Below are 24,494 nucleotides of genomic sequence, written 5' to 3'. Positions count from 1 at the left end.
GTATGTCCAGAATCAATAAATTCGTACTTACAGTCAGTCTGCTGATTTTTATCATGATTTCAGCAGTTGCCTGCGGGATCTATACCCAGATGGTAAAAGAACGGGTGTATGGCCTGAAACAGTCCGTTATTGATACTGCTTTTGCGGTGGCAAATATTGCTGAATATCGGCGTAGTGTGGCAATTGATCTCATTAACACGCTTAACCCGACTGAAGAAGAATTGCTGGCTGGCTTGCGCACAGCTTACGCTGACTCGGTTTCACCTTCTTATTTGTATGATGTTGGTCCTTATCTGATTTCCAGTGATGAGTGTATTCAGGTTAAGGAGTATGAAAATAATTATTGTGCAGATATTATGCAAGTTGTTAAGTATCGGCATGTTAAAAATACGGGGTTCATCTCTTTTGACGGCAAAACCTTCGTCTATTATCTCTATCCGGTTACTCACAATCGCAGTTTGATATTTTTGCTTGGGCTGGAGCGATTTTCGTTACTGTCAAAGTCACTGGCAATGGATAGCGAGAACCTGATGTTCTCACTGTTTAAGAACGGCAAGCCAGTTACCGGTGATGAATATAATGCCAAAAACGCCATCTTCACCGTTTCGGAAGCGATGGAACATTTCTCCTATTTGCCGACCGGATTGTACGTATTTGCTTATAAAAAAGACGTTTATTTGCAGGTATGTACGCTGATTATTTTCTTTGCTGCCTTGGTGGCAGTTATTTCAGGCACAAGTTGCCTCTATCTGATACGCAGAGTGATTAATCGTGGCATTGTTGAGAAAGAAGCCATTATTAATAACCATTTTGATCGCGTGCTGGACGGTGGGCTTTTCTTTTCGGCGGCGGATGTCAAAAAACTCTACAGCATGTATAACTCGGCGTTTCTTGACGATCTGACAAAAGCAATGGGCAGAAAATCCTTTGACGAAGATTTAAAAACCTTACCGGAAAAAGGCGGTTATTTATGCCTGTTTGACGTCGATAAATTCAAAAATATTAACGATACCTTCGGTCATTTGTTGGGCGATGAAGTGTTGATGAAGGTCGTGAAAATCCTTAAATCACAAATTCCGGTGGATAAAGGCAAAGTCTACCGCTTTGGCGGCGACGAATTTGCGGTGATTTATACTGGCGGAACCCTGGATGAGTTGCTATCGATTTTAAAAGATATCGTCAATTTCCAGGTGGGGAGTATTAATTTAAGCACCAGTATCGGCGTGGCGCATTCAAATGAATGTACTACCGTTGAACGGTTAAAAATGCTGGCGGATGAGCGGCTGTATAAAAGTAAGAAAAACGGCAGGGCACAGATTAGCTGGCAGTAATTTTTATTAACGAACCGGGCAAATGATTTTGCCCGGCCTGAATTAATTAAACCCGACTACCCCACAAATCGTACTCGTCGACATGCTCGACTTTCACACGCAGGATATCGCCCGGCTTAACGTTGGTTTCACCATTGAGATAAACCGCGCCGTCGATTTCCGGAGCGTCTGCCATGCTGCGGCCGATTGCGCCTTCTTCGTCCACTTCGTCGATAATGACCAGAATTTCACGGCCCACTTTTTCTTGCAGGCGCTCGGCGGAAATCTGCTGCTGCAGTTGCATGAAGCGATTCCAGCGTTCTTCTTTCACTTCTTCCGGAACCTGGTCAGGCAGGGCATTGGCGTCTGCGCCTTCAACCGGGCTGTATTTAAAGCAGCCAACGCGATCCAGACGTGCTTCTTTCAGGAAGTCGAGCAGCATCTGGAAATCTTCTTCCGTCTCGCCAGGGAAGCCGACAATAAAGGTTGAACGCAGGGTCAGTTCCGGGCAGATTTCGCGCCACTGTTTGATGCGTGCCAGTTGGCGATCTACAGAACCCGGGCGCTTCATTAGTTTGAGAATGCGCGGGCTGGCGTGCTGTAACGGAATATCCAGATACGGCAGGATTTTGCCTTCAGCCATCAGCGGGATAACGTCATCTACATGCGGGTAAGGGTAAACGTAGTGCAGACGTGTCCAGATCCCCAGTTTTGATAACTGTTCGCACAGGCTGACCATACTGGTTTTTACCGGCTCGCCGTTGTAAAAGCCTGTACGGTGTTTAACATCAACGCCATACGCGGAAGTATCCTGGGAGATCACCAGAATCTCTTTAACGCCCGCATCTACCAGGCGTTTCGCTTCGCTTAACACTTCGCCAATCGGACGGCTCACCAAATCGCCGCGCATAGACGGAATAATGCAGAAGGTGCAGCGATGGTTACAGCCTTCGGATATCTTCAGATAAGCGTAATGACGTGGCGTCAGCTTAACGCCTTGCTCAGGCACCAGGCTCAGGAATGGGTTGTGTTTCGGTTTTGGCACGTAGTGATGAACGTGCTCCAGAACCTGCTCATAGCTATGAGGGCCAGTGATTTCCAGCACTTTCGGGTGGACTTCGCGGATCTGATCTTCTTTCGCCCCCAGACAACCGGTCACTATTACCTTGCCGTTTTCATTCAACGCTTCGCCAATGGCTTCCAGTGATTCTTGCACCGCACTGTCAATAAAACCGCAGGTGTTGACGATTACCATGTCTGCGTCGTCGTAGCTCGGTACTACGTCATAACCTTCAGTGCGCAATTCGGTCAGAATACGCTCTGAATCGACGAGGTTTTTCGGACAGCCGAGGGAAACAAAGCCGATTTTCGGCTGGGGAGTTACTTTGCTCATAGCTTAAAAAATATTCAGTTACAGGAAAGGTCAGGGCAGGGATTCTACAGAGTTCTGGATAAAATTTGTATCGTAATCTGGTCAACAGGCGAGGAAAACGCCCCAAATATCGGGGCGCAAATGGTTATCAGGCTACAGGGTTTTCAGTTAGCGCCTTTGCAGGCTGGTTGCTGGATTTGTCCCGCAGCGTAAAGACCGAAATAAGCGTGAAGCAACCGGCAATCGCCCCCAGGATGAGATAGGTTTCAGCAAAGCCAATGGTGTCATACAGATAGCCGGCAATAGGTGAATAGATTGCCGTGGCGATGGATGCCACAAAAAGCACCAGCAGGTAGACCGTCGAAGAGAGTTTATGATCAAAGTTAGCTGCGATAAATTTAAACACAGATACCAGGATCAGTGGTTTTTCGATGGCGTGCATCATTTTAACGGCTGCAATCCACACTGGTCCCAGTTGGATTGCAGAACCGGCAATGCGCAACGACATAATGGTTCCGGCAATCACTAATGCCCATTTTGCGCCAGTGCGGTTAACAAACCAGGGCATCAGACAGAGAAATAAGGTTTCTCCGCAGACCTGGACAGAAGCCAGAATCCCGTACCAGCGATTGCCTTCTTCTGGCGTCGGAAATTGCAGCGAAAAATATTGTGCGAATTGTTGATCGTAGGTGTCATAAATCTGCGTTACGAACAGAGTGAACATCAATAAAAACCAGAATTGACTATTTTTCGCCAGTTCAAGCGCATGGATAGCTTTCAGCGAATTGGTTTTTTCAATTTCCGCCTCGGTCAGTTCAATTTTGGTAAACATAAAGCAGATTGCGGCGACCACAATGGCACAGCTTGCCAGCCAGAAAGAGAGATTAGGGCTGGTATCAATGTATTTCCCCACAATCCACGCGGCGGCGGCCCATCCCAGAGAGCCCCACATTCTTACGCGACCATATTCAAAATGATAACGACGCGAAACTTTATCTATCCAGGAATCCAGAACGCCACAGCCAGAATTAAAAATGATCCCCAGGTAAACGCCACCCAAAACAGCGCCCAGCCAGAAGTTATGAACCAGAAGCGGGGCGTACACATAAATAAAGAATGGGCCTACGGGAAGTAATAATGCGACGAGGAGCCAGATGAGTTGTTTCTTAAGACCAAATTTATCGGAGATGAAACCGAAGAACGGTTGCATTAATAACGCAATGAAAGCATTAACGGAATAAAGTAATCCTGTGCGTGTGGCGGTAATTTCCAGATGCTGTGTCGTCCATATGACAAAAAATGCCATCGTTGCCGACCAGGCAAAGAGGTACAGGAAATCGAAAATACTGAGCAAAATATAATTACGTTTACCGGGCAATAACATAGCCATATCCTCAATCACTGGCGTTGGGTCATTTACCGTTGGCACAGGCATTCGCTGTGCTTACTGGTTATTGTTTTGGTATGCATCTCCGGAAAATGTCATACGTTAACAATTTCATTTTTACTCTGACCCTGACCGCGATGATTAGGCAATGTGTTAAATGAATGTTTGCGATTTGCATCACAATTATTGCTGGTAATAAAAAAGATTTAGCGAAATAGATCACTAAATCTTTTTATGAGAACGTATTACTTTTATGCCTTGCGTGTTAGCTCATCCGCCAGTGTGCGAAGGTGTTCAGCAATATTCATCAGATCAGTCTGTGGTGAGTGCAGAGGGCCAGCAGAGTTACGCACGACCAGGCGACTGGGAAGGATGGTTGAAGAGCGGAGCATCGCATGTTCATCGTCCGGCTGTAAAATCTGTTGAACGGCAATTTTCCCTTGTAAATCAAAGTCGATTGCGACGGTCGTTAGCGAAGGTTCAAAAAACGCACTCTCATAGGTGTCGTCATAGCCAATGACAGAAATATCTTGCGGGATTTTACGTTTTTGTTGATGTAAGGCGCTTAACGCCCCCAATGCCATCTGATCATTGGCGATCAGAAGAGCGGTCGCCTGTGGCGTTTCACGTAGCATCTGTAACGTCGCCAGATAGCCGCTTTGAGCGTCCCAACTACCGTAATGAATGGCCAGCGGCGTCAGTTGGAGTGAGGAGAGGGTATCGCGCCAGGTATTGAGTCGTAGCCGCGCCGGTACTGAGTTTTCTGGGCCAGAGATCAGGCAAAATTGACGATGCCCCAAATCGTAAAGATATTTCACGCTGGCGCGTGCACCTTCTGCGGGATTAAAGGTGACGTTAAATACCGGGCTATAAGGATCCACGTCGAGAAACAGACACAACACATCGCTGTTTTCAGCAACCAGAGTTTCAGCCAATGCCGTTTCCAGCGGTGCGTTGATAATAATCTTTGTTACCCGTTGTGCTTTTAAGTCATTAATTGCAGCCTGAATACCTTTAATATCAATATCATCGATCATGGATATCAGCACCTGATATCCCTGTTCTCCGGCATATTTTTTCACTGCTGCCGCAATTTGCGAGGGGGCATGTAGGGCGAGCGAAGTTGTAACCAGCCCGATCGTTTTGCTCTCTTTCCCTACCAACTGTTGAGCTACGCGATTTGGAACGTATTTAAGTTCGGCAATGGCTTGTTCAATTTTTTGACGTGTTTTGGCAGACACGTTCGCTGAATTGTTAAGCACCCGCGACACTGTCTGATAAGAAACATTGGCATGACGAGCAACATCGGCAAGGGTTGCAGCTTTGGTTTTCATATTCGCCCCGGCTAAAAGATTTGTCACAGTATACCGCAGTGAATGTCATACGTATCACGCTCACCTGTCTCAGTGCTGGTAAGCTGAACCGACGAACCTGTTTGAAGGGAAAAAACGCGTACTTGATCACATTCTTGCCGGACATTCCTTGCATAGCGAAGCAATTAATTACTAGATGACATCGTTGTGAACGAATAACATTTTTTGTCTGTTTAAAACAATTCAGGAGTCAGCATGGACAAGCACCCACCGATCATCCCCAGAGCCCCATGGTTACTTCATGGTGCTGATTACAATCCGGAGCAATGGTTACATGTCCCTGGGATTCTGGAGAAAGATATCGCCATGATGCAACAGGCTGGTTGTAACACCATGTCGGTGGGCATTTTTAGCTGGTCAATGCTGGAACCCACAGAGGGTGAGTATCGCTTTGACTGGCTGGATGAAGTGCTGGATAAACTTCATGCTGGCGGGATTTCTGTCTTCCTCGCAACACCAAGCGGAGCAAAACCCGCCTGGCTTGCAGCTCGTTATCCAGAGGTTCTGAGAGTTAGCGCCTCACGCGAGAAAATGCTTCACGGAGGTCGCCATAATCATTGCCTTTCTTCGTCAGTGTATAAAGATAAAGTGACGCAAATTAACCGTAAGCTGGCGCAGCGATACGCCAATCATCCGGCGGTTCTGGGGTGGCATATCAGTAATGAGTATGGCGGAGAGTGTCATTGTAAGGGATGCCAACAGGCGTTTCGCCGTTGGTTGCAGACTCGTTACACCACTCTTGAGGCGCTTAATCAGGCATGGTGGACTGGCTTCTGGAGCCATACATACAGTGACTGGTCACAAATTGAATCGCCTTCCCCATTAGGTGAGATGTCTAACCACGGTTTGAATCTTGACTGGCGGCGCTTTGTCACATCGCAGGTAAAAGAGTTCTACCAAATGGAGATCGCGCCGTTAAAAGCTGAACGCCCAGATTTACCTGCGACGACCAATTTTATGTGGTATTTCAATGACTACAACTACTGGGCATTGGCCGAAGTGGTTGATTTTGTGAGTTGGGATAGCTATCCCATGTGGCATAAACAGGAAGATGAACGCGCCGTTGCCTGTAAAACAGCGATGTATCACGACCTGATGCGTACCTTGAAAAATAAACCGTTTATTCTGATGGAATCCACGCCCAGCCAGACAAGCTGGCAGCCAACCAGCAAATTGAAAAAGCCGGGAATGAATATTCTTTCTTCCTTACAGGCCGTCGCTCACGGCGCAGACGGCGTGCACTATTTTCAGTGGCGTAAGAGTCGTGGCGCCGTGGAGAAGTTTCATGGTGCGGTAGTTGATCATGTCGGTCATCTGGAGACGCGTACCGGGCGCGAAGTCATACAACTGGGGCAACGGCTGGCTCATCTTAACCAATTGGTTGGGACGAAAACGCAGGCAAAAGTTGCCATTATTTTCGACTGGGAAAACCGCTGGGCGGTCAATGATGCTGCCGGGCCGCGCAATTGCGGTATCCACTACGAGCAAACGGTAGTGGAGCATTACCGACCTTTCTGGGAGCAGGGCGTGGCGGTCGATATTATCAATGCTGATTGTGATCTTACGGGTTATCAGTTAGTTATTGCCCCAATGCTCTATATGGTTCGCGATGGATTTGCTGCTCGTGCTCGCGCCTATGTTGACGCTGGTGGCAATTTTGTCACCACTTACTGGTCCGGGATTGTCAATGAAACCGATTTATGTCACCTGGGTGGGTTCCCTGGCCCGTTGCGTGACCTGATGGGTGTGTGGGCTGAAGAGATTGATAGCCTTAATGATTATCAGCATAACGAAGTTATCTGTGAGCCGAATGCGTATGGACTGCAGGGGCAATGGCAGGCACGGGAATTATGTGCGGTTATTCACGCCGAAGGTGCACAGGTTCTGGCGCGCTATGGCGAGGATTTTTATGCGGGTACGCCTGCGTTAACGGTAAATCACGTCGGACAAGGTCGAGCTTTCTATGTGGCTTCGCGTAATGATGCGTCATTTCATCAAGCGTTTGCCGCGATGTTGATCAACACACTTCATCTCCCAAAAGCACTTGCTACTGAACTTCCTGCTGGCGTTATTGCAACGCGTCGGACAGACGGCGATCAGGAATGGGTTTTTGTACAAAACTACACTGCTCATGTACAAAATATTGTGCTTCCTGGAGCGTGGCGAGTGGCGGAAACAGGTAAAGCTTGTTCACAAGACTTAGAACTGGCGCCGTGGGGATGCGAGGTGCTGGAAAGAGAAATAATGTAAATTCTTATTAATAAAATGTGAAGTATTGATCCCTGACAGCTTTTTGTACAAAAAGTAGCCATACTATTTAATTGCACAAAGGCTGCAAAGAGGAGGATCGAAGTATGTTCGTTGACAGACAGCGAAGCGATCTACTTAACCGGTTGATCGATGCAAGAGTTGACCTCGCCGCATATGTGCAACTGAGGAAGGCCAAAGGATACATGTCCGTCAGCGAAAGCAATCATCTACGAGATAACTTTTTTAAACTGAATCGCGAACTGCACGATAAATCGCTGCGGTTGAATCTTCATCTGGATCAGGAAGAGTGGAGTGCTCTTCATCATGCTGAAGAAGCATTAGCGACAGCCGCAGTATGTTTGATGAGCGGGCATCATGATTGCCCGACTGTTATTACCGTCAACGCCGATAAGCTTGAAAATTGTCTGATGAGCTTAACGCTGAGTATCCAGAGCCTTGAAAAGCACACCATGCTTGCGCAGGCCTGAAAACTAAGGGGGAGAAAGCGTCTCCCCCTTCATGTTTAAGTTTTTGTAAAAATGAATTTGTCATCTCCTCCACTGACTACGCTTTAAGCCAGAGTCAATCCGGAGGCGTTATGCATCGACAATCCCTTTTCCTTGTGCCCTTTCTCTGTGTTTCTTCCTCTCTCTGGGCGGCTCCCGCGCCGGTAAATGTCGAAGTACTGCAAGACAAACTCGACCATCCGTGGGCGCTGGCCTTTTTACCTGATAATCACGGCATGTTAATCACCCTGCGCGGTGGCGAGTTGCGTCACTGGCAAGCAGGAAAAGGATTATCTGCGCCGCTTGTCGGTGTGCCGGAAGTCTGGGCGCACGGGCAGGGCGGCCTGCTGGATGTGGCATTAGCGCCTGATTTTGCCCAGTCGCGCCGCATCTGGTTAAGTTATTCCGAAGTTGGCGATGATGGCAAAGCCGGAACTGCCGTGGGGTATGGCCGCTTAAGTGATGATCTCTCAAAAGTGACCGACTTCCGCACCGTTTTTCGCCAGACACCAAAACTTTCTACCGGCAACCATTTTGGCGGGCGGCTGGTCTTCGACGGTAACGGTTATCTTTTTATTGCTCTGGGCGAAAACAATCAGCGTCTGACGGCGCAAGATCTGGATAAATTACAGGGCAAACTGGTGCGTCTGACCGAACAGGGCGAGATCCCGGATGATAATCCCTTTGTAAACGAATCCGGTGCGCGAGCCGGGATCTGGTCTTATGGCATTCGTAACCCGCAAGGGATGGCGATGAATCCGTGGAGTAATGCGCTGTGGCTGAATGAACATGGCCCGCGCGGTGGTGATGAAATTAATATCCCGCAAAAAGGCAAAAACTACGGTTGGCCGCTGGCAACCTGGGGCATTAATTACTCAGGTTTTAAAATACCGGAAGCAAAAGGGGAAATCGTCGCCGGAACCGAGCAACCGGTTTTTTACTGGAAAGATTCGCCCGCCGTGAGCGGTATGGCCTTCTATAACAGTGACAAATTCCCCCAGTGGCAGCAAAAATTATTTATTGGCGCGCTGAAAGATAAAGATGTCATCGTGATGAGCGTCAAAGGCGACAAAGTGACGGAAGATGGCCGCATATTAACGGACAGGGGGCAGCGAATTCGTGACGTTCGCACTGGACCCGACGGTTATTTATATGTTCTCACCGACGAGCCCAACGGGGAATTACTCAAAGTTAGCCCACGCAATTAGCTAACGGGGATCATCACCACTTTGCGCACTGCGGGGCGTTCGGTGAGTTGCTGATACCAGCGTTGCAGATTCGGACGCGGTGTCCAGGTCAGGCCAACGTTAAACAAATTGTAAATAAACGGTGCGATAGCGATATCGCCCACACCAAACTCGTCGCCAGAAAACCATTTTACTTTTGCCAGCTCCGCATCGAGTAGGGCAAACAGGGCATCGCACTCTTTGCAGCTGGCATCAATGGCGGCCTGATTACGTTCTTCTGGTGGCGTTCTGACTAATCCCATCAGGATCCCACGATGGGCATTGCTGAGCGTCTGGTTTGCCCAGTCCATCCACTTTTCGGCTTCTGCGCGACGTGCCGGTGAGTCGATCCACAGACGTTCTTGCCCGTACTGTGCCGCCAGATAGCGGACAATGGCGTTTGATTCCCAAAGAATTAAATCACTTTCGTCATCACGCAACAGCGGCACCAGCCCGTTAGGGTTCATCGCCAGAAAATCGGCGTCATGGTTTACCCCAAACTCACGACCCGCCAAAATTTGCTCATAAGGCAGTTCCAGTTCTTCGAGCGTCAGCAACACTTTTTTAACGTTGGTTGAATTATTCCGACCCCACAACGTAATCATACTCACCCCTTTTCCGACAGGCAGCCACAGGCTGAACAGGACTCCGATGGTGAAGTAAAGTTAACTTTTAAGCAACAGCGAGTAAAAAAATGACGCCAGAAGCAGCGAAGCGGCAGGATATTGCATAAACTTTAAAAACTTTACCAACTTACGGTTTCTTTAAACTTGTGTGTGCGTTATTAATCACCGAACTTATCATACGGCGATATAACGTATTTTTTTTGAATGGATACTCGGGTGGCATTTATGACGCAATACTCCTCTTTCCTTCGTGGTCTTGCAGCGGGTTCTGCATTTTTATTCCTTTTTGCCCCAACGGCATTCGCGGCAGAACAAACCGTTGAAGCGCCGAGCGTGGATGCGCGTGCATGGATTTTAATGGATTACGCCAGCGGTAAAGTGCTGGCAGAAGGCAATGCGGATGAGAAACTGGATCCCGCGAGTCTGACTAAAATCATGACCAGCTATGTGGTTGGGCAGGCGCTTAAGGCCGATAAGATCAAACTCACCGATATGGTGACGGTCGGTAAAGATGCCTGGGCGACGGGAAACCCGGCACTGCGCGGTTCGTCGGTAATGTTCCTCAAACCGGGCGATCAGGTTTCGGTGGCGGATTTGAACAAAGGTGTGATTATCCAGTCCGGTAATGACGCCTGTATTGCGTTGGCCGATTACGTTGCCGGGAGTCAGGAGTCATTTATTGGTTTGATGAATGGTTATGCCAAAAAACTGGGCCTGACCAACACCACCTTCCAGACGGTGCACGGTCTGGATGCGCCGGGGCAATTCAGTACCGCGCGCGATATGGCATTGCTGGGTAAAGCGTTAATCCACGATGTGCCGGAAGAGTACGCTATTCATAAAGAGAAAGAGTTTACCTTTAACAAAATTCGTCAGCCTAACCGTAATCGTCTGCTGTGGAGCAGCAATCTGAATGTTGATGGCATGAAGACCGGAACCACGGCAGGTGCGGGATATAATCTGGTTGCTTCGGCTACCCAGGGTGATATGCGTTTAATCTCCGTAGTGCTGGGGGCAAAAACTGACCGCATCCGTTTTAATGAGTCTGAGAAATTACTGACCTGGGGCTTTCGCTTTTTTGAAACCGTGACGCCAATTAAACCTGATGCCACCTTTGTGACTCAGCGCGTCTGGTTCGGTGATAAGAGCGAAGTGAATCTCGGCGCAGGCGAAGGGGGATCAGTGACCATCCCACGCGGGCAACTGAAAAACCTGAAAGCGAGTTATACGTTAACGGAACCGCAGCTCACCGCGCCGCTGAAAAAAGGTCAGGTTGTCGGCACCATTGATTTCCAGCTTAACGGTAAATCTATTGAACAGCGTCCGCTGATCGTGATGGAAAATGTGGAAGAGGGTGGGTTCTTTGGTCGGATGTGGGACTTCGTGATGATGAAATTCCATCAGTGGTTCGGCAGCTGGTTCTCTTAATCTTCTGATGACCGGATGGCGCGGAAACGTCATCCGGTTATGCGTCATTAATACATCAACTTAATACGCTGCGCCTGCGCATACTTCACATACTCATCTTCCGGACAACAATCGCTCACCACAATATCAAAGCGTTTCAGCTCGCCCATGCGCGCCGGACGTACCTTGCCAAACTTACTGTGGTCGACAACCAGCACGTGCTTTTGTGCCATCGACATCGCCCAGTGTTTTACCGGCAACTCTTCAAGATTAAAACAGGTTGCGCCTTTACTGACATGCACGCCAGCTGCGGAATAAAAAGCGATATCCGGGCAAAAATTATTCAGTGTTTGCTGAAAATCAATGGGTTTGAAAATAGCGTTGCTGGCGTGAAATTCACCACCGCAAAGAAACGCGCGACAATGGGGTTTCTCTTTCAGCGCCAGAAAGGTATTTAGTGAATAACAAATGGCGGTGAAAGGGATTTCATTATCTATCGCTTCAATAATCCACGGCGTGGTGGTGCCACAGTCAAAAAAGAGGGTCTGATCGGGTTCTACCAGCGTCGCAGCCAGTTTTGCCGCCCGGCGTTTTTCTTCCACCAGGCGGGATTTTTGATCGCTTAACAGGTAATGGCTGGCACTGCGCGGTTCCAGAACAATATAGCCGCCGAGTAGTACGACGGGGGCACTGTTGTTATTCAAATCACGACGAATCGTCATCTCTGAAACCCCAAGCAGGGCGGCGGCGTCCTTCAGGTGTAACTTATCGCTGCGTTTTAATTCTTGTAGTAACTGCCCTATACGCTCTTCGCGACGTGTTTCCATATTCCCTCTGAATAGTTATTGAAGCGAGCCGCCTGATATTACACTTTTTATCCGAAATCAGCCACGCACCCAGCCTTTACGTATAGGTAAGGCGAAACAGAAGCGATACCATAATTGCAGCTTCTGGTAGAGCATTGCCCCCACAGCCTGCCAGATAATCTGGGCGCTAAGGCAACCAATCATTCCTGCCAACAATCCACCGAGCATGTCCAGCGGCCAGTGAACACCGAGATAAACACGTGACCAGGCAATGACCACCGCCAGCGTCATGAGGATTGCGCCTGACCACAGGCGATGCCAGCATAAAAATGCCAGCGCAAAGGTAAATATCACCGTGCCGTGATCGCTTGGGAAAGAGTCATCCGCCGCATGATGCAGGAAGTTATAGCCGATATGATCAACAAACGGACGGTCGTGCGGAAATAAGTGCCCCATCGTCCAGGAAACAAACAGGCCGACCGCCAGCGCGATAGCGATTTTTATCACCAGTTGCCGTTGCGCTGTAAACCCCCATAGCCAAAGCACCGTAGCCAGCAGCGGTAATACAGTAATTAAATCTTTGGCAATAAAAATCGCTAACGAAATCATCCATGCGGATGAGTCTGGCGTCGCGTTAATAAGAGAGAATAATGAGTAATTCAGATTTTCCAGCATAACTTTCAGACTCAAAAGGTGATTATTGGGGAGCCATCAGGCAAGTCGATGAGCATAAAGTGCATGTTAAACAGGGTAAAGCGGCATCGTCTTATTTCACTTTCGGATTGGTTTACAACAGGGAATAGTAACGCGAAGGAATTAAATAAAGCTTAAAGAAAGAGTAGCTATACTCGGAATAATGTAAGAATGTGCTTAAGCGTGGTTTCACCTACAAAATTTGCTTTCTCGTTTGCCGCGCTTTTATTAAACTTTGCGCGATTATTATTGGCGAAGAAATTGCATGCAAAATAGATTAGCTTCCGGTGCCCTGCTTGGACGTCAGGCGTTACTTTTTCCTCTCTGTCTGGTGCTCTACGAATTCTCGACCTATATCGGCAATGATATGATTCAACCCGGTATGCTCGCTGTAGTGGAAGAGTATCAGGCAGGTATTGACTGGGTTCCTACTTCGATGACCGCTTACCTGGCGGGCGGGATGTTTTTACAGTGGCTCCTGGGACCGCTGTCGGATCGTATTGGCCGCCGTCCGGTGATGCTGGCGGGCGTGGTGTGGTTTATCGTCACCTGTCTGGCAATATTGTTGGCGCAAAACATTGAACAATTCACGCTATTACGCTTCCTGCAAGGGATAAGCCTTTGTTTCATTGGCGCTGTCGGATACGCCGCGATTCAGGAATCCTTCGAAGAGGCGGTTTGTATCAAGATCACCGCGCTGATGGCGAACGTGGCGCTGATTGCTCCGCTACTCGGTCCGCTGGTGGGCGCCGCGTGGATCCATGTGCTGCCCTGGGAGGGGATGTTTGTCTTGTTTGCCGCATTGGCAGCGATCTCCTTTTTCGGTCTGCAACGCGCTATGCCGGAAACCGCCACGCGTATTGGTGAGAAACTGTCCCTGAAAGAGCTTGGGCATGACTACAAGCTGGTGCTGAAGAACGGTCGCTTTGTTGCCGGAGCTCTGGCGCTGGGGTTCGTCAGCCTGCCGTTGCTGGCGTGGATCGCCCAGTCACCAATTATCATTATCACTGGCGAAAAGTTGAGCAGCTATGAATATGGTTTGCTGCAAGTGCCAGTTTTCGGGGCGTTAATTGCGGGTAACTTGCTGTTAGCGCGTTTGACCTCGCGCCGCACCGTTCGTGCATTGATCATCATGGGCGGCTGGCCGATTATGATTGGCCTGTTAGTCGCCGCTGCCGCAACGGTTATCTCATCGCACGCGTATTTATGGATGACCGCCGGGTTAAGTATTTATGCTTTTGGTATTGGCCTGGCGAATGCGGGGCTGGTGCGATTAACCCTGTTTGCCAGCGATATGAGTAAAGGTACGGTTTCTGCGGCGATGGGGATGTTACAAATGCTGATCTTTACCGTCGGTATCGAAATCAGTAAACATGCCTGGCTGAACGGGGGCAACGGCCTGTTTAATCTCTTTAACTTTGCCAACGGAATTTTGTGGCTGCTGCTGATGTTTATCTTTTTAAAAGATAAACAAACAGGAAATTCAAACGACGGATAAGAAAATGCCTGGTTGCTTTGCACAATCAGGCATTCATAGATTAATGGTGATGGTCGTCGATTTGATGTTCGATAACCATCCCTTCGCCTACGCTGGCAAGGTGACGAACATACGGATGTGGGCGGTAAGCCGGCGCTGGAGTAGGCGCCACATAGACAGTTTGCGGTACAGTCGCGACGCTGACCGCTTGTGGAACGCTGACTGAATCGGGGACTACCACCACTTTGTATCCGCTCGGCACATCAACGGTGACACTTTGCGCCATTGCCACACCAGTAAAACTCAACAGAAACGCGCCCAGCAGTACACAATTTTTCATCATCATTTCGCCTGAAATAATCCAGAAGGGGAATTTCCGCGAATTATGCATCCTTCATTCAGGCATTGTGTTGCCGGGCGTGCTGCCGTTTTATTGATTAAATGGCGCTTCGTGCTTAAGAACTTTATCGATCACATCCAGTACGCCTTCACGGTTATTGGAGCCTGCGCGGTATTTCGCCGCAGCTACGACCGCGTTGCCGGCATTTTCCATCGCAAAGCTAAAGCCAGCCTGGCGCAGCATTTCGATATCGTTACCGCCATCGCCAAAGACCACCACTTCACTGTCGTCTATTCCCCATAACTTCTGGAGTTGCCGCAGGCCATTGGCTTTATGTACGCCGGGGATAATCAGATCGATGCTACCGTTGCCGGTGTGAACCGGCACCATAATATCGCCAATCGAATCATGTAACTCTTTTTGCACTTGCGGAATCAGTTCATCGGAAAGATTCAGGCCAAACTTAAAGAAGATATCTTCTAAGTTGTCAAAGTTATCGACATATTCCAGACGGTGATAATACATTTCCGCCACCGTTTTCATGGCATCGTCATATTTTTTGAGGGTATAGGCGCTATTTTTTCCGCAGGCAATAATTTCCACTTCCGGGCGCATCAGTAAATGTTCCACTACAGTGGTAAATGCATTTTTCGACAGCTTGCCATTAAAAACATCTTTGCCTTCGCTCACTACCCAACCGCCGTTTTCTGCCACAAAGGCTATTTCATTAGCAATTTCCGGAAAGAAAGAGATCAACTGATAATATTGATTCCCGCTGGCGACCACAAAGCGAATGCTGTGTGCTTTCATTTGCTGATACTGAGCCATAAACCGCTCACGGTTATAGGTTTTTTGATCGCTTAAGAAAGTACCATCCATGTCTACCGCAATTAATTTAATGCTCATCAATTATTCTCCATCGCCGTCTGCGTTTTGGTATCGGGTTTGGCGACGGCTTTCGCGACAATAGCCGCGAGAATAACCAGCGCCAGTACAACCAGCATTGCACTACGTAGTCCATAATGTTCGCCGAGATAGCCCAGCAGCGGCGGCCCGACGAGGAAAGCCAGATAACCGGTCGTTGCTACTACGCTGACGCGGGTCGGTGCATCGGGGCCGGTATCGCTGGCGGCAGAAATGGTCAGTGGGAAGCCCAGAGAAGCTCCCAACCCCCAAAGGACAACAGACACCCCCGCGACCCAGGCGCTATCGACAAAAATAATCAGCCCAATACCCAACGCCCCCATTAGTGCACTGGCCCGAACCACGGCAACGCGACTGTAACGGTCTATGAACCAACCGCCAGTGAAGCGTCCAACGGTCATCCCCAGGGTAAAACCGGCATAAATCAGCGAGCCGGAAGTAGGGCTAAAACCGTGACCATCAACCATTAATAAGGGTAACCAGTCGTTGGCTGAACCTTCTGCAAACGCCATCGCCAGCACCACGACACCAATCAATAGCAACTGGATATCGCGATAAAAAGGTACGCCTTTTTCGCCATGCTGCGTGCCATCGGCGGCATTTTTTCCTGTTCCGTCAGGGATTGCCTGAATGGCGATATAAATAGGTGCGATGCCGACCAGTGCCGCCAACAAAATATGCACAGTTGCCGGAACGCCAAAGGCCGTCAGCGCCATCCCGACACCAGCACCTGCCAGCGTGCCCAGGCTATAAAAGCCGTGCATCATCGGCAAAACCGTTTTATTCATTTCTCGCTCAACGGCGGCACCTTCAACGTTTATCGCCACTTCCGCAGAACCAAAACTGGCTCCAAAGACGCCAAGACCCACGGCAAAGAGCACGGGCGATGTCAGCCAGAGCGCCAGACTTAATATCATCATCCCGATCAACGCGCAGGACATCGTGACCAGGATGACATTACGCGTCCCAAAACGTTTCACTAACCACGCCGAGCAGAGAATTCCGCTCATCGAACCGATCGACAGGCCAAAGAGGACACCGCCCATTTCAGCGATCGAGACAGAAAGAATATCGCGGATAGCAGGCGTACGGGTTGCCCAGGATGCCATTAACAGGCCTGGCAAAAAGAAGAACATAAACAGCGCCCAGGTTCGGCGTTTCAAGGCATTACGTGAAGAATTTACGGTCATAGATCACGTCAAAAAAAGAAGAGGGAAGACAACATTAGCAAGGTTGTGTACATTTGTACACAATTGCAAAGAGAGGAAATGACATGCGTCGCGCTAACGATCCGCAACGGCGAGAAAAAATCATTCAGGCCACGCTGGAGGCGGTGAAACTTTACGGAATACATGCCGTTACACACCGCAAAATCGCTACCCTTGCCGGAGTGCCGTTGGGGTCGATGACCTACTATTTTTCAGGAATTGATGAGCTGCTGCTGGAGGCGTTCAGCAGTTTTACAGAGATAATGTCTAAGCAATATCAGGCATTTTTTAGTGATGTCAGTGATGCTTCAGGCGCCTGCCAGGCCATAACTGACATGATCTACAGCTCGCAGGTTGCAACGCCGGATAACATGGAACTGATGTATCAACTCTACGCATTGGCCAGCCGAAAACCGCTATTAAAAACGGTGATGCAAAACTGGATGCAGCGCAGTCAGCAAACGCTCGAACAATGGTTTGAACCCGGAACCGCCCGCGCGCTGGATGCGTTTATTGAAGGGATGACACTGCATTTTGTCACTGACCGTAAGCCGCTATCGCGCGAGGATATTTTGCAGATGGTGGCGCAATTGGCAGGGCAGGAGATAAAATTCAGGCAACAAAAAACCCACCAACCTTGAACCGAAATGGCGGGGTTGATGGGCTCCACAAAATGGGGACATCAAAGAAAAGCAGTGGCACTAATTAAGACTGATGCCCCGAGGAAAAGTTCTGCGGTTGTGCAAAAAAATTTCATTTTTGGGGCAACTTCAGTTTTATCCGAGTCCTGGCCATACCATTACGATGATTGTCCCTGCCAACGTCAGCAGCACGTTAGCTATTGCATAAGTGCCCGCATAACCTAATGCCGGAATGTTGCTGCGCGCAGTGTCGCTGATGATCTCCATTGCTGGAGCACAAGTACGCGCGCCCATCATTGCACCGAATAACAGCGCGCGGTTCATGCGCAGCACATAAGCGCCAAACAGGAAGCAAATCACAACGGGCACCAGGCTGACAATTAACCCGGCAATCAACATCTGACCGCCAATCGCGCCCAGGCCGTTATTGATGCCGCTGCCGGCACTTAAACCAACGCCCGCCATAAATACCATCAAACCGAACTCTTTCACCATGCTTAACGCGCCCTGGGGAATATAGCCGAAGGTCGGGTGGTTCGCTCGCATAAAGCCCAGCATAATACCAGCGAATAACAATCCGGCGGCGTTACCCATGCCGAAGCTGAATGTGCTGAACTGGAAGGTGATCATCCCGATCATCAGACCGATGACAAAGAACGCGCAGAATGCCAGTAGATCAGTAACCTGGCTGTGAATCGAGATAAAGCCGATGCGATCGGCGATGGTTTTCACGCGACGGGCATCGCCGCTCACCTGCAATACATCGCCTTTATTAAGCACCACGTTATCGTCGATCGGCATTTCGATCTGGCTGCGAATGACGCGGTTAAGGAAACAACCGTGATCGGTCAGCTTCAGTTGTGCCAGACGTTTACCGACAGCGTTATGGTTTTTGACGACCACTTCTTCAGTGACGATACGCATGTCGAGAAGGTCTCGATCAAAAACTTCTTTACCATTACGGAAGCTGGGATCGAGTCGGGCGTGGGCGTCGGGATAGCCTACCAACGCTATTTCATCGCCCATCTGTAGCACGGCGTCACCATCCGGATTTGCCAGAATCCCGTTACGACGAATACGTTCAATGTAGCAACCGGTTTGTCGATAAATACCCAGTTCACGCAAGTTTTTGCCGTCGGCCCAGGCGACCAGTTCCGGCCCGACGCGGTAGGCGCGAATTACCGGCAGATAGACTTTACGGCTGGCGTCGGTATCCAGACCTCGTTCACGAGCGATTTGCTGGGCGCTGGTCTGTAAGTCCTGATGCTGCAACTTAGGCAAGTAACGCGCACCGACAATCAAACTCACCAGGCCAATCAAATAGGTTAATGCATACCCGAGGCTTAAATTATCCAGTGCCACAGAGAGTTGCCTGCTTTCTATTCCAGAGTGGCGTAAGGTATCGCCCGCACCAACCAAAACCGGTGTTGATGTCATTGAGCCAGCCAACATACCGGCCGTCAGGCCGATGTCCCAGCCAAACAACTTACCCAGCCCTAAGGCGATCAGCAGCGCACTACCGACCATTACCAGGGCTAACATTAGGTAATTTTTACCATCGCGGAAAAAAATGGAAAAAAAGTTGGGTCCGGCTTCGACCCCGACGCAGAAAATAAACAGCATAAAGCCAAGATTAAGCGCGTCGGTGTTAATACTGAAATGTTGTTGACCTAATAACAGTGATACGACTAAAACGCCAATGGAATTACCCAGTTGGATTGAACCAAGTCGTAATTTTCCGAGACATAGCCCAAGCGCGAGGACCACGAATAATAACAGAATGTAATTCCCATTTAACAATTCGGCGACGTTTATATTCACGGAGACTAACTTCTTGTTTACGAGTAAGCTGTTGAAAGAAATGGTAATTTAAGATAATGTTTTTACCTGAATTCAGAGCGCAGATTCATTCAGCGCACTTAATCAATAGTAAAGTAACAATATATTTTACTAGTGTAATCACATTAGATACCAACGGCTATAAGAATTGTGTTGGCCTATATTAGCATGGAATGCGAAGCGGCTTTATCTTACTGAGCGCCACACCGGCGAAAAATGTGTTCGATAGAGGCAGTGTCAGGAGGAACATGTGAAACATAAACAACATTGGGCGGGGGCAATTTGCTGTTTTGTCCTCTTTATTGTGGTGTGCCTTTTTCTGGCGACACATATGAAGGGAGCTTTTCGGGCTGCCGGGCACCCTGAAATCGGCTTACTGTTTTTCATTCTTCCTGGGGCTGTAGCCAGCTTTTTTTCGCGGCGTAGGGAAGTCCTTAAACCACTGTTTGGCGCAATGCTGGCAGCACCCTGTTCTATGTTAATTATGCGTCTGTTTTTTTCACCATCACGCTCATTCTGGCAGGAGCTGGCGTGGTTGTTGAGTGCCGTCTTCTGGTGTGCGCTGGGCGCGTTATGTTTTTTGTTTATTAGTAGCTTGTTCAGGCCACAACACAGAAAAAATCAATAAAGCCCTCAAACAGAGAGGGCTTATCCGGTAATCAGGCGTCAAGATTCTCTTTCACCCAGGCAGCAAAATCGGTATAGCCACCGATGTGTTGCTGATCGACAAAAATCTGCGGTACGGTTTCTACCGGCTTGCCAGCTTTCTGTTGCAGATCCTCTTTCGTGATCCCTTCAGCACGAATATCCACATACTGATAGTGAAAATCATCGTGTTCATTACTTAACTTTTGTGCCAAATCTTTGGCACGCACGCAGTAAGGGCAACCCGGACGACCGAAAATAACGGTTTGCATTGGCTTTCTCCATTTATCTGTCATGTGTGCATGATCACGCCAAATCTTATTCGCTGAAAGTAGGTTTAACCTGTTGCATTGATTGCTTAAAGCTATAACTGTTAAGCACAACGCGGCGAAAGGTTTTAAACTGGCAGCTCACTTTGCAGAGGGAAGTTTATGCGCGCGATCGGTAAATTGCCTAAAAGCGTGTTGATACTGGAATTTATTGGAATGATGTTACTGGCGGCGGCGCTGCTGTCGATAAGTGACAACTTTTCGCTTCCAGCGCCGTTTTCTACGCCAGAAGCGCAAATTCTGATGATTTTTCTCGGTGTTTTGCTCATGCTTCCCGCTGCGGTGGTGGTTATTCTTCAGGTGGCAAAACGGCTGGCCCCGCAACTGATGAATCATCCACTGGAATCTTCACGTTCAGAAAGAGAAAAAGATAATGACGCCAACCATTGAACTTATTTGTGGTCACCGCTCCATTCGCCATTTCACTGATGAACCTATCTCCGCTGAACAGCGTGAGGCGATTATCAACAGCGCCCGTGCGACCTCCAGTTCCAGCTTTTTGCAGTGTAGTAGCATTATTCGCATTACCGACCCCGCATTGCGTGAAGCCCTGGTGCCGCTGACCGGCGGGCAAAAACATGTTGCGCAAGCGGCGGAGTTTTGGGTGTTTTGCGCCGACTTTAACCGTCATTTGCAGATCTGCCCGGATGCTCAACTCGGCCTGGCAGAACAGTTGTTGCTCGGTGTTGTTGATACGGCGATGATGGCGCAAAATGCCTTAACCGCAGCGGAATCGTTGGGGTTGGGCGGTGTATATATTGGCGGCTTGCGCAATAACATTGAAGCGGTGACGGAGCTGCTGAAATTACCAAAGCATGTTCTGCCGCTGTTTGGCCTGTGTCTCGGCTGGCCTGCGGATAACCCGGATCTCAAGCCGCGTTTACCGGCCTCCATTTTGGTGCATGAAAACAGCTACCAGCCGCTGGATAAAGATGCTCTGGCGCAGTATGACGAGCAACTGGCGGAATATTATCTTACCCGTGGCAGTAATAATCGCCGGGATACCTGGAGCGATCATATTCGCCGGACGATTATCAAAGAAAGCCGTCCTTTTATTCTCGATTATTTGCATAAACAAGGTTGGGCGACGCGCTAAAACCGTTACGGCGATGTATTATACGCGGGCTTTTGACCAGGTCTGACAGAGAGGTGCAGGGTGAAAATTGCCATATTGTCCCGGGATGGAACGCTCTATTCGTGTAAGCGGTTGCGTGAAGCCGCCATACAGCGTGGTCACCTGGTTGAAATTCTCGATCCGCTTTCTTGCTACATGAACATAAATCCTGCGGCGTCTTCCATTCACTATAAAGGCCGCAAACTCCCCCATTTTGACGCGGTGATCCCACGCATTGGCACTGCTATAACCTTTTATGGGACGGCGGCGCTGCGCCAGTTCGAAATGCTGGGCAGTTATCCGCTGAACGAATCGGTCGCGATTGCCCGAGCGCGTGACAAATTGCGTTCAATGCAACTGCTGGCGCGTCAGGGCATTGACCTGCCTGTCACGGGGATTGCGCATTCGCCGGATGATACCAGCGACTTAATCGATATGGTCGGTGGTGCGCCGCTGGTGGTTAAGCTGGTCGAAGGCACGCAGGGAATTGGTGTGGTGCTGGCGGAAACGCGCCAGGCGGCAGAAAGCGTGATTGATGCTTTTCGCGGCCTGAACGCTCATATTCTGGTGCAGGAATATATCAAAGAGGCGCAAGGGTGCGATATCCGCTGTCTGGTCGTCGGTGATGAAGTTGTCGCGGCGATTGAACGGCGGGCGAAAGAGGGCGATTTTCGCTCCAATTTGCATCGTGGCGGCGCGGCAAGCATCGCCAGTATCACGCCGAAGGAGCGTGAAATCGCCATCAAAGCCGCGCGAACGATGGCGCTGGATGTTGCCGGTGTGGATATTCTGCGTGCCAATCGCGGGCCATTGGTGATGGAGGTGAATGCGTCGCCGGGGCTGGAAGGAATAGAAAAAACCACCGGTATCGACATTGCGGGTAAAATGATCCGCTGGATCGAACGCCACGCCACGGCAGAATATTGCCTGAAAACGGGTGGTTAGTCGCAATCACATTACTGATCATGGTTTTGCCTGCGCTTTTTGCGTAAGCTGTGCCAGTCTTTTTATCGGAAGAGGTTGTACAAAATTATGACATCGCTGGTCGTTCCTGGTCTGGATACGTTGCGTCAATGGCTCGATGACCTGGGGATGAGTTTTTTTGAATGTGATAACTGTCAGGCTTTGCATCTGCCCCATATGCAGAATTTCGACGGTGTCTTTGATGCCAAAATCGACCTGATTGATAACACAATCCTGTTTTCTGCCATGGCGGAAGTCAGGCCTTCAGCCGTGTTGCCGCTGGCGGCGGATTTATCAGCCATCAATGCCAGCTCACTGACCGTGAAAGCATTTCTCGATATGCAGGATGATAATCTGCCAAAGCTGGTGGTTTGCCAGTCTTTATCTGTTATGCAGGGCGTAACCTATGAACAGTTTGCATGGTTTGTACGCCAGAGCGAAGAGCAGATTTCAATGGTCATCCTCGAAGCTAATGCCCATCAGCTGCTGTTGCCGACTGACGATGAAGGGCAAAACAACGTTACCGAAAACTATTTCCTTCACTGATAACTTTCTTCGAGCACGCAGTCGCTGCCGCAGTGACTGCGCGTCGTAATATTTCCTGCTGATTTTAACCTTTCATTAAAGATTATTTCACTTCTATTGTGCCAGATTTGCTTTATCACATAGAGCAAATGCGCATAAAAATTTGTTAAATACCGTTTTTTAATTACAGCTATAGTTTCAAACCCTGGCTAAAGTTATTCTTGCGAGGCTTTTATATAGCGAGCAATGCTGGCCGGGAGAGAGTTCTCTTTTCTTGTACCGCGCCGATAAAAAATATGCGCGTTTATTGCATATCTTTCAGTGTGACAACTTTTGTTCGTTTGTTAACGAACTTTCAGAAGGAAAGAGATATGACCGCCTTAAATAAAAAATGGCTATCGGGTCTGATTGCGGGTGCTCTGATGGCCGTCTCTGTCGGCACGCTCGCGACTGAACAAAAAACACTCCACATTTATAACTGGTCTGATTATATCGCCCCGGATACGGTGGCAAATTTTGAAAAAGAGACCGGTATTAAAGTCGTCTACGATGTTTTTGATTCCAACGAAGTGCTGGAAGGCAAATTAATGGCGGGGAGTACCGGTTTTGACCTGGTCGTGCCGTCAGCCAGCTTTCTGGAGCGCCAGTTGACTGCGGGAGTATTCCAGCCGCTGGATAAAAGCAAATTGCCGGAGTGGAAGAATCTCGATCCAGAACTGCTGAAGCTGGTGGCAAAACACGATCCCGACAATAAATTTGCTATGCCGTATATGTGGGCGACTACCGGGATTGGGTATAACGTCGATAAAGTCAAAGCGGTGCTGGGCGAAAACGCGCCGGTCGATAGCTGGGACTTGATCCTCAAACCAGAAAATCTGGAAAAACTGAAAAGCTGTGGTGTCTCTTTCCTCGATGCGCCGGAAGAAGTTTTTGCTACCGTGCTGAATTATCTCGGTAAAGATCCCAACAGCACTAAAGCAGATGATTACACCGGACCGGCAACCGATCTGCTGTTAAAGCTGCGCCCGAACATTCGTTATTTCCATTCATCTCAATACATTAACGACCTGGCAAACGGCGATATCTGCGTCGCTATTGGCTGGGCGGGTGATGTCTGGCAGGCTTCTAACCGTGCGAAAGAAGCGAAGAACGGCGTGAATGTCTCCTTCTCGATTCCTAAAGAAGGGGCGATGGCGTTCTTTGATGTTTTCGCCATGCCGGCAGATGCCAAAAACAAAGACGAAGCGTATCAGTTCCTGAATTATCTGCTGCGCCCGGATGTAGTAGCACATATCTCTGACCATGTGTTCTATGCCAACGCCAATAAAGCAGCTACGCCGCTGGTGAGTGCGGAAGTGCGTGATAATCCAGGTATTTATCCTCCGGCGGACGTTCGCGCCAAAATGTTCACCCTGCAAGTACAGGATCCGAAAATCGATCGTGTGCGCACCCGCGCGTGGACCAAAGTGAAGAGCGGAAAATAATCCGCTGCCGTAGATGCCGGACGGGCGCACCACTCCCGCCGGCAATTCG

At 49.2% G+C, this 24,494-nt stretch carries 24 protein-coding genes; 13 read left to right on the top strand and 11 right to left on the bottom strand.

Annotated features, from left to right (window positions below; translation table 11 throughout):
- The first annotated feature begins 2 nt into the window (after positions 1-2).
- Positions 3-1,331, top strand: a complete 1,329-nt coding sequence (locus LG381_RS18935; RefSeq protein ID WP_000086867.1) for a GGDEF domain-containing protein — start codon at positions 3-5, stop codon at positions 1,329-1,331.
- A gap of 46 nt (positions 1,332-1,377) precedes the next feature.
- Here the strand turns inward: LG381_RS18935 and rimO are convergent, their stop codons facing one another.
- The 3 genes from rimO to LG381_RS18920 form a co-directional block, all read right to left on the bottom strand.
- Complete coding sequence (gene rimO / locus LG381_RS18930; protein ID WP_225762769.1) at positions 1,378-2,703, bottom strand: 30S ribosomal protein S12 methylthiotransferase RimO; 1,326 nt, start codon at positions 2,701-2,703, stop codon at positions 1,378-1,380.
- A 127-nt stretch (positions 2,704-2,830) separates the two neighbouring features.
- Entirely contained in the window at positions 2,831-4,066 is a 1,236-nt protein-coding gene (locus LG381_RS18925; protein WP_000926281.1) for an oligosaccharide MFS transporter, read from the bottom strand.
- Positions 4,067-4,320: 254 nt separating this feature from the next.
- A complete protein-coding gene (locus LG381_RS18920) occupies positions 4,321-5,403 on the bottom strand; it encodes a LacI family DNA-binding transcriptional regulator (RefSeq protein ID WP_225762768.1) in 1,083 nt (360 codons plus the stop codon).
- A gap of 234 nt (positions 5,404-5,637) precedes the next feature.
- On the opposite strand from LG381_RS18920, the gene LG381_RS18915 reads away from it, so the two are divergent.
- The 3 genes from LG381_RS18915 (at position 5,638) to yliI (ending at position 9,406) form a co-directional block, all read left to right on the top strand.
- Positions 5,638-7,692 carry a beta-galactosidase gene (locus LG381_RS18915; RefSeq protein WP_000357591.1) on the top strand — a complete coding sequence of 685 codons (2,055 nt, stop codon included), beginning with the start codon at positions 5,638-5,640 and terminating at the stop codon, positions 7,690-7,692.
- A gap of 104 nt (positions 7,693-7,796) precedes the next feature.
- A complete protein-coding gene (gene bssR / locus LG381_RS18910) occupies positions 7,797-8,180 on the top strand; it encodes a biofilm formation regulator BssR (protein WP_000497144.1) in 384 nt (127 codons plus the stop codon).
- Between the two features lie 110 nt (positions 8,181-8,290).
- The gene (yliI, locus tag LG381_RS18905; RefSeq protein WP_222680048.1) at positions 8,291-9,406 is read left to right on the top strand and encodes an aldose sugar dehydrogenase YliI; all 1,116 of its coding nucleotides are present in this window, start codon (positions 8,291-8,293) and stop codon (positions 9,404-9,406) included.
- Here the strand turns inward: yliI and gstB are convergent.
- Positions 9,403-10,029: a glutathione S-transferase GstB gene (gene gstB, locus LG381_RS18900; protein ID WP_010347520.1), complete on the bottom strand. Its 627-nt coding sequence runs from the start codon at positions 10,027-10,029 to the stop codon at positions 9,403-9,405. The genes yliI and gstB overlap by 4 nt on opposite strands.
- A 246-nt stretch (positions 10,030-10,275) precedes the next feature.
- Here gstB and dacC point away from each other — a divergent pair, with 246 nt between their 5' ends.
- Positions 10,276-11,478 (top strand): serine-type D-Ala-D-Ala carboxypeptidase, encoded by a 1,203-nt coding sequence (gene dacC, locus LG381_RS18895; protein WP_024212562.1) that lies wholly within the window; start codon positions 10,276-10,278, stop codon positions 11,476-11,478.
- A gap of 47 nt (positions 11,479-11,525) precedes the next feature.
- Here dacC and deoR read toward each other — a convergent pair whose 3' ends face one another.
- Positions 11,526-12,284, bottom strand: coding sequence for a DNA-binding transcriptional repressor DeoR (gene deoR, locus LG381_RS18890; RefSeq protein WP_000450137.1), 759 nt, complete (start codon positions 12,282-12,284; stop codon positions 11,526-11,528).
- Between the two features lie 57 nt (positions 12,285-12,341).
- A complete protein-coding gene (ybjG, locus tag LG381_RS18885; RefSeq protein ID WP_225762996.1) occupies positions 12,342-12,938 on the bottom strand; it encodes an undecaprenyl-diphosphate phosphatase in 597 nt (198 codons plus the stop codon).
- 283 nt (positions 12,939-13,221) lie between these two features.
- Between ybjG and mdfA the strand changes: the two genes are divergently transcribed.
- Positions 13,222-14,454, top strand: coding sequence for a multidrug efflux MFS transporter MdfA (mdfA, locus tag LG381_RS18880; protein ID WP_225762767.1), 1,233 nt, complete (start codon positions 13,222-13,224; stop codon positions 14,452-14,454).
- Between the two features lie 40 nt (positions 14,455-14,494).
- Here mdfA and ybjH read toward each other — a convergent pair whose 3' ends face one another.
- The 3 genes from ybjH to LG381_RS18865 form a co-directional block, all read right to left on the bottom strand.
- On the bottom strand, positions 14,495-14,779 hold the full coding sequence (gene ybjH / locus LG381_RS18875) for a protein YbjH (protein ID WP_077629224.1): 285 nt from the start codon (positions 14,777-14,779) through the stop codon (positions 14,495-14,497).
- An 84-nt stretch (positions 14,780-14,863) separates the two neighbouring features.
- Positions 14,864-15,679 (bottom strand): 5-amino-6-(5-phospho-D-ribitylamino)uracil phosphatase, encoded by an 816-nt coding sequence (gene ybjI, locus LG381_RS18870; protein ID WP_225762766.1) that lies wholly within the window; start codon positions 15,677-15,679, stop codon positions 14,864-14,866.
- Positions 15,679-16,887: an MFS transporter gene (locus LG381_RS18865; protein ID WP_225762765.1), complete on the bottom strand. Its 1,209-nt coding sequence runs from the start codon at positions 16,885-16,887 to the stop codon at positions 15,679-15,681. The genes ybjI and LG381_RS18865 overlap by 1 nt, the downstream gene beginning before the upstream one ends.
- Positions 16,888-16,970: 83 nt before the next feature.
- Between LG381_RS18865 and rcdA the strand changes: the two genes are divergently transcribed.
- On the top strand, positions 16,971-17,546 hold the full coding sequence (gene rcdA, locus LG381_RS18860; protein WP_001250444.1) for a DNA-binding transcriptional regulator RcdA: 576 nt from the start codon (positions 16,971-16,973) through the stop codon (positions 17,544-17,546).
- Positions 17,547-17,681: 135 nt separating this feature from the next.
- Here rcdA and LG381_RS18855 read toward each other — a convergent pair whose 3' ends face one another.
- A complete protein-coding gene (locus LG381_RS18855; RefSeq protein WP_225762764.1) occupies positions 17,682-19,367 on the bottom strand; it encodes an aspartate:alanine antiporter in 1,686 nt (561 codons plus the stop codon).
- A gap of 268 nt (positions 19,368-19,635) precedes the next feature.
- On the opposite strand from LG381_RS18855, the gene LG381_RS18850 reads away from it, so the two are divergent.
- On the top strand, positions 19,636-20,013 hold the full coding sequence (locus LG381_RS18850; RefSeq protein WP_000681103.1) for an inner membrane protein YbjM: 378 nt from the start codon (positions 19,636-19,638) through the stop codon (positions 20,011-20,013).
- A gap of 31 nt (positions 20,014-20,044) precedes the next feature.
- Here the strand turns inward: LG381_RS18850 and grxA are convergent, their stop codons facing one another.
- Positions 20,045-20,302, bottom strand: a complete 258-nt coding sequence (grxA, locus tag LG381_RS18845; protein WP_225762763.1) for a glutaredoxin 1 — start codon at positions 20,300-20,302, stop codon at positions 20,045-20,047.
- A gap of 159 nt (positions 20,303-20,461) precedes the next feature.
- On the opposite strand from grxA, the gene LG381_RS18840 reads away from it, so the two are divergent.
- The 5 genes from LG381_RS18840 to potF all read left to right on the top strand — a co-directional run bounded on the left by LG381_RS18840 (position 20,462) and on the right by potF (position 24,445).
- A complete protein-coding gene (locus LG381_RS18840) occupies positions 20,462-20,749 on the top strand; it encodes a YbjC family protein (protein ID WP_001201565.1) in 288 nt (95 codons plus the stop codon).
- Positions 20,733-21,455 carry a nitroreductase NfsA gene (nfsA, locus tag LG381_RS18835; RefSeq protein WP_021550513.1) on the top strand — a complete coding sequence of 241 codons (723 nt, stop codon included), beginning with the start codon at positions 20,733-20,735 and terminating at the stop codon, positions 21,453-21,455. Before LG381_RS18840 ends, nfsA begins: the two co-directional genes overlap by 17 nt.
- A 60-nt stretch (positions 21,456-21,515) precedes the next feature.
- Positions 21,516-22,418, top strand: coding sequence for a 30S ribosomal protein S6--L-glutamate ligase (gene rimK, locus LG381_RS18830; protein WP_000684316.1), 903 nt, complete (start codon positions 21,516-21,518; stop codon positions 22,416-22,418).
- Positions 22,419-22,505: 87 nt separating this feature from the next.
- On the top strand, positions 22,506-22,982 hold the full coding sequence (locus LG381_RS18825) for a YbjN domain-containing protein (RefSeq protein ID WP_000203025.1): 477 nt from the start codon (positions 22,506-22,508) through the stop codon (positions 22,980-22,982).
- Between the two features lie 350 nt (positions 22,983-23,332).
- Positions 23,333-24,445, top strand: a complete 1,113-nt coding sequence (gene potF, locus LG381_RS18820; protein WP_085460561.1) for a spermidine/putrescine ABC transporter substrate-binding protein PotF — start codon at positions 23,333-23,335, stop codon at positions 24,443-24,445.
- The last annotated feature ends 49 nt before the right edge of the window (positions 24,446-24,494 follow it).

Source organism: Escherichia sp. Marseille-Q3837 (assembly GCF_916618735.1).
Classification (GTDB): Bacteria; Pseudomonadota; Gammaproteobacteria; order Enterobacterales; family Enterobacteriaceae; genus Escherichia; species Escherichia ruysiae.
This window is presented reverse-complemented; position numbering and strand designations above follow the sequence as displayed.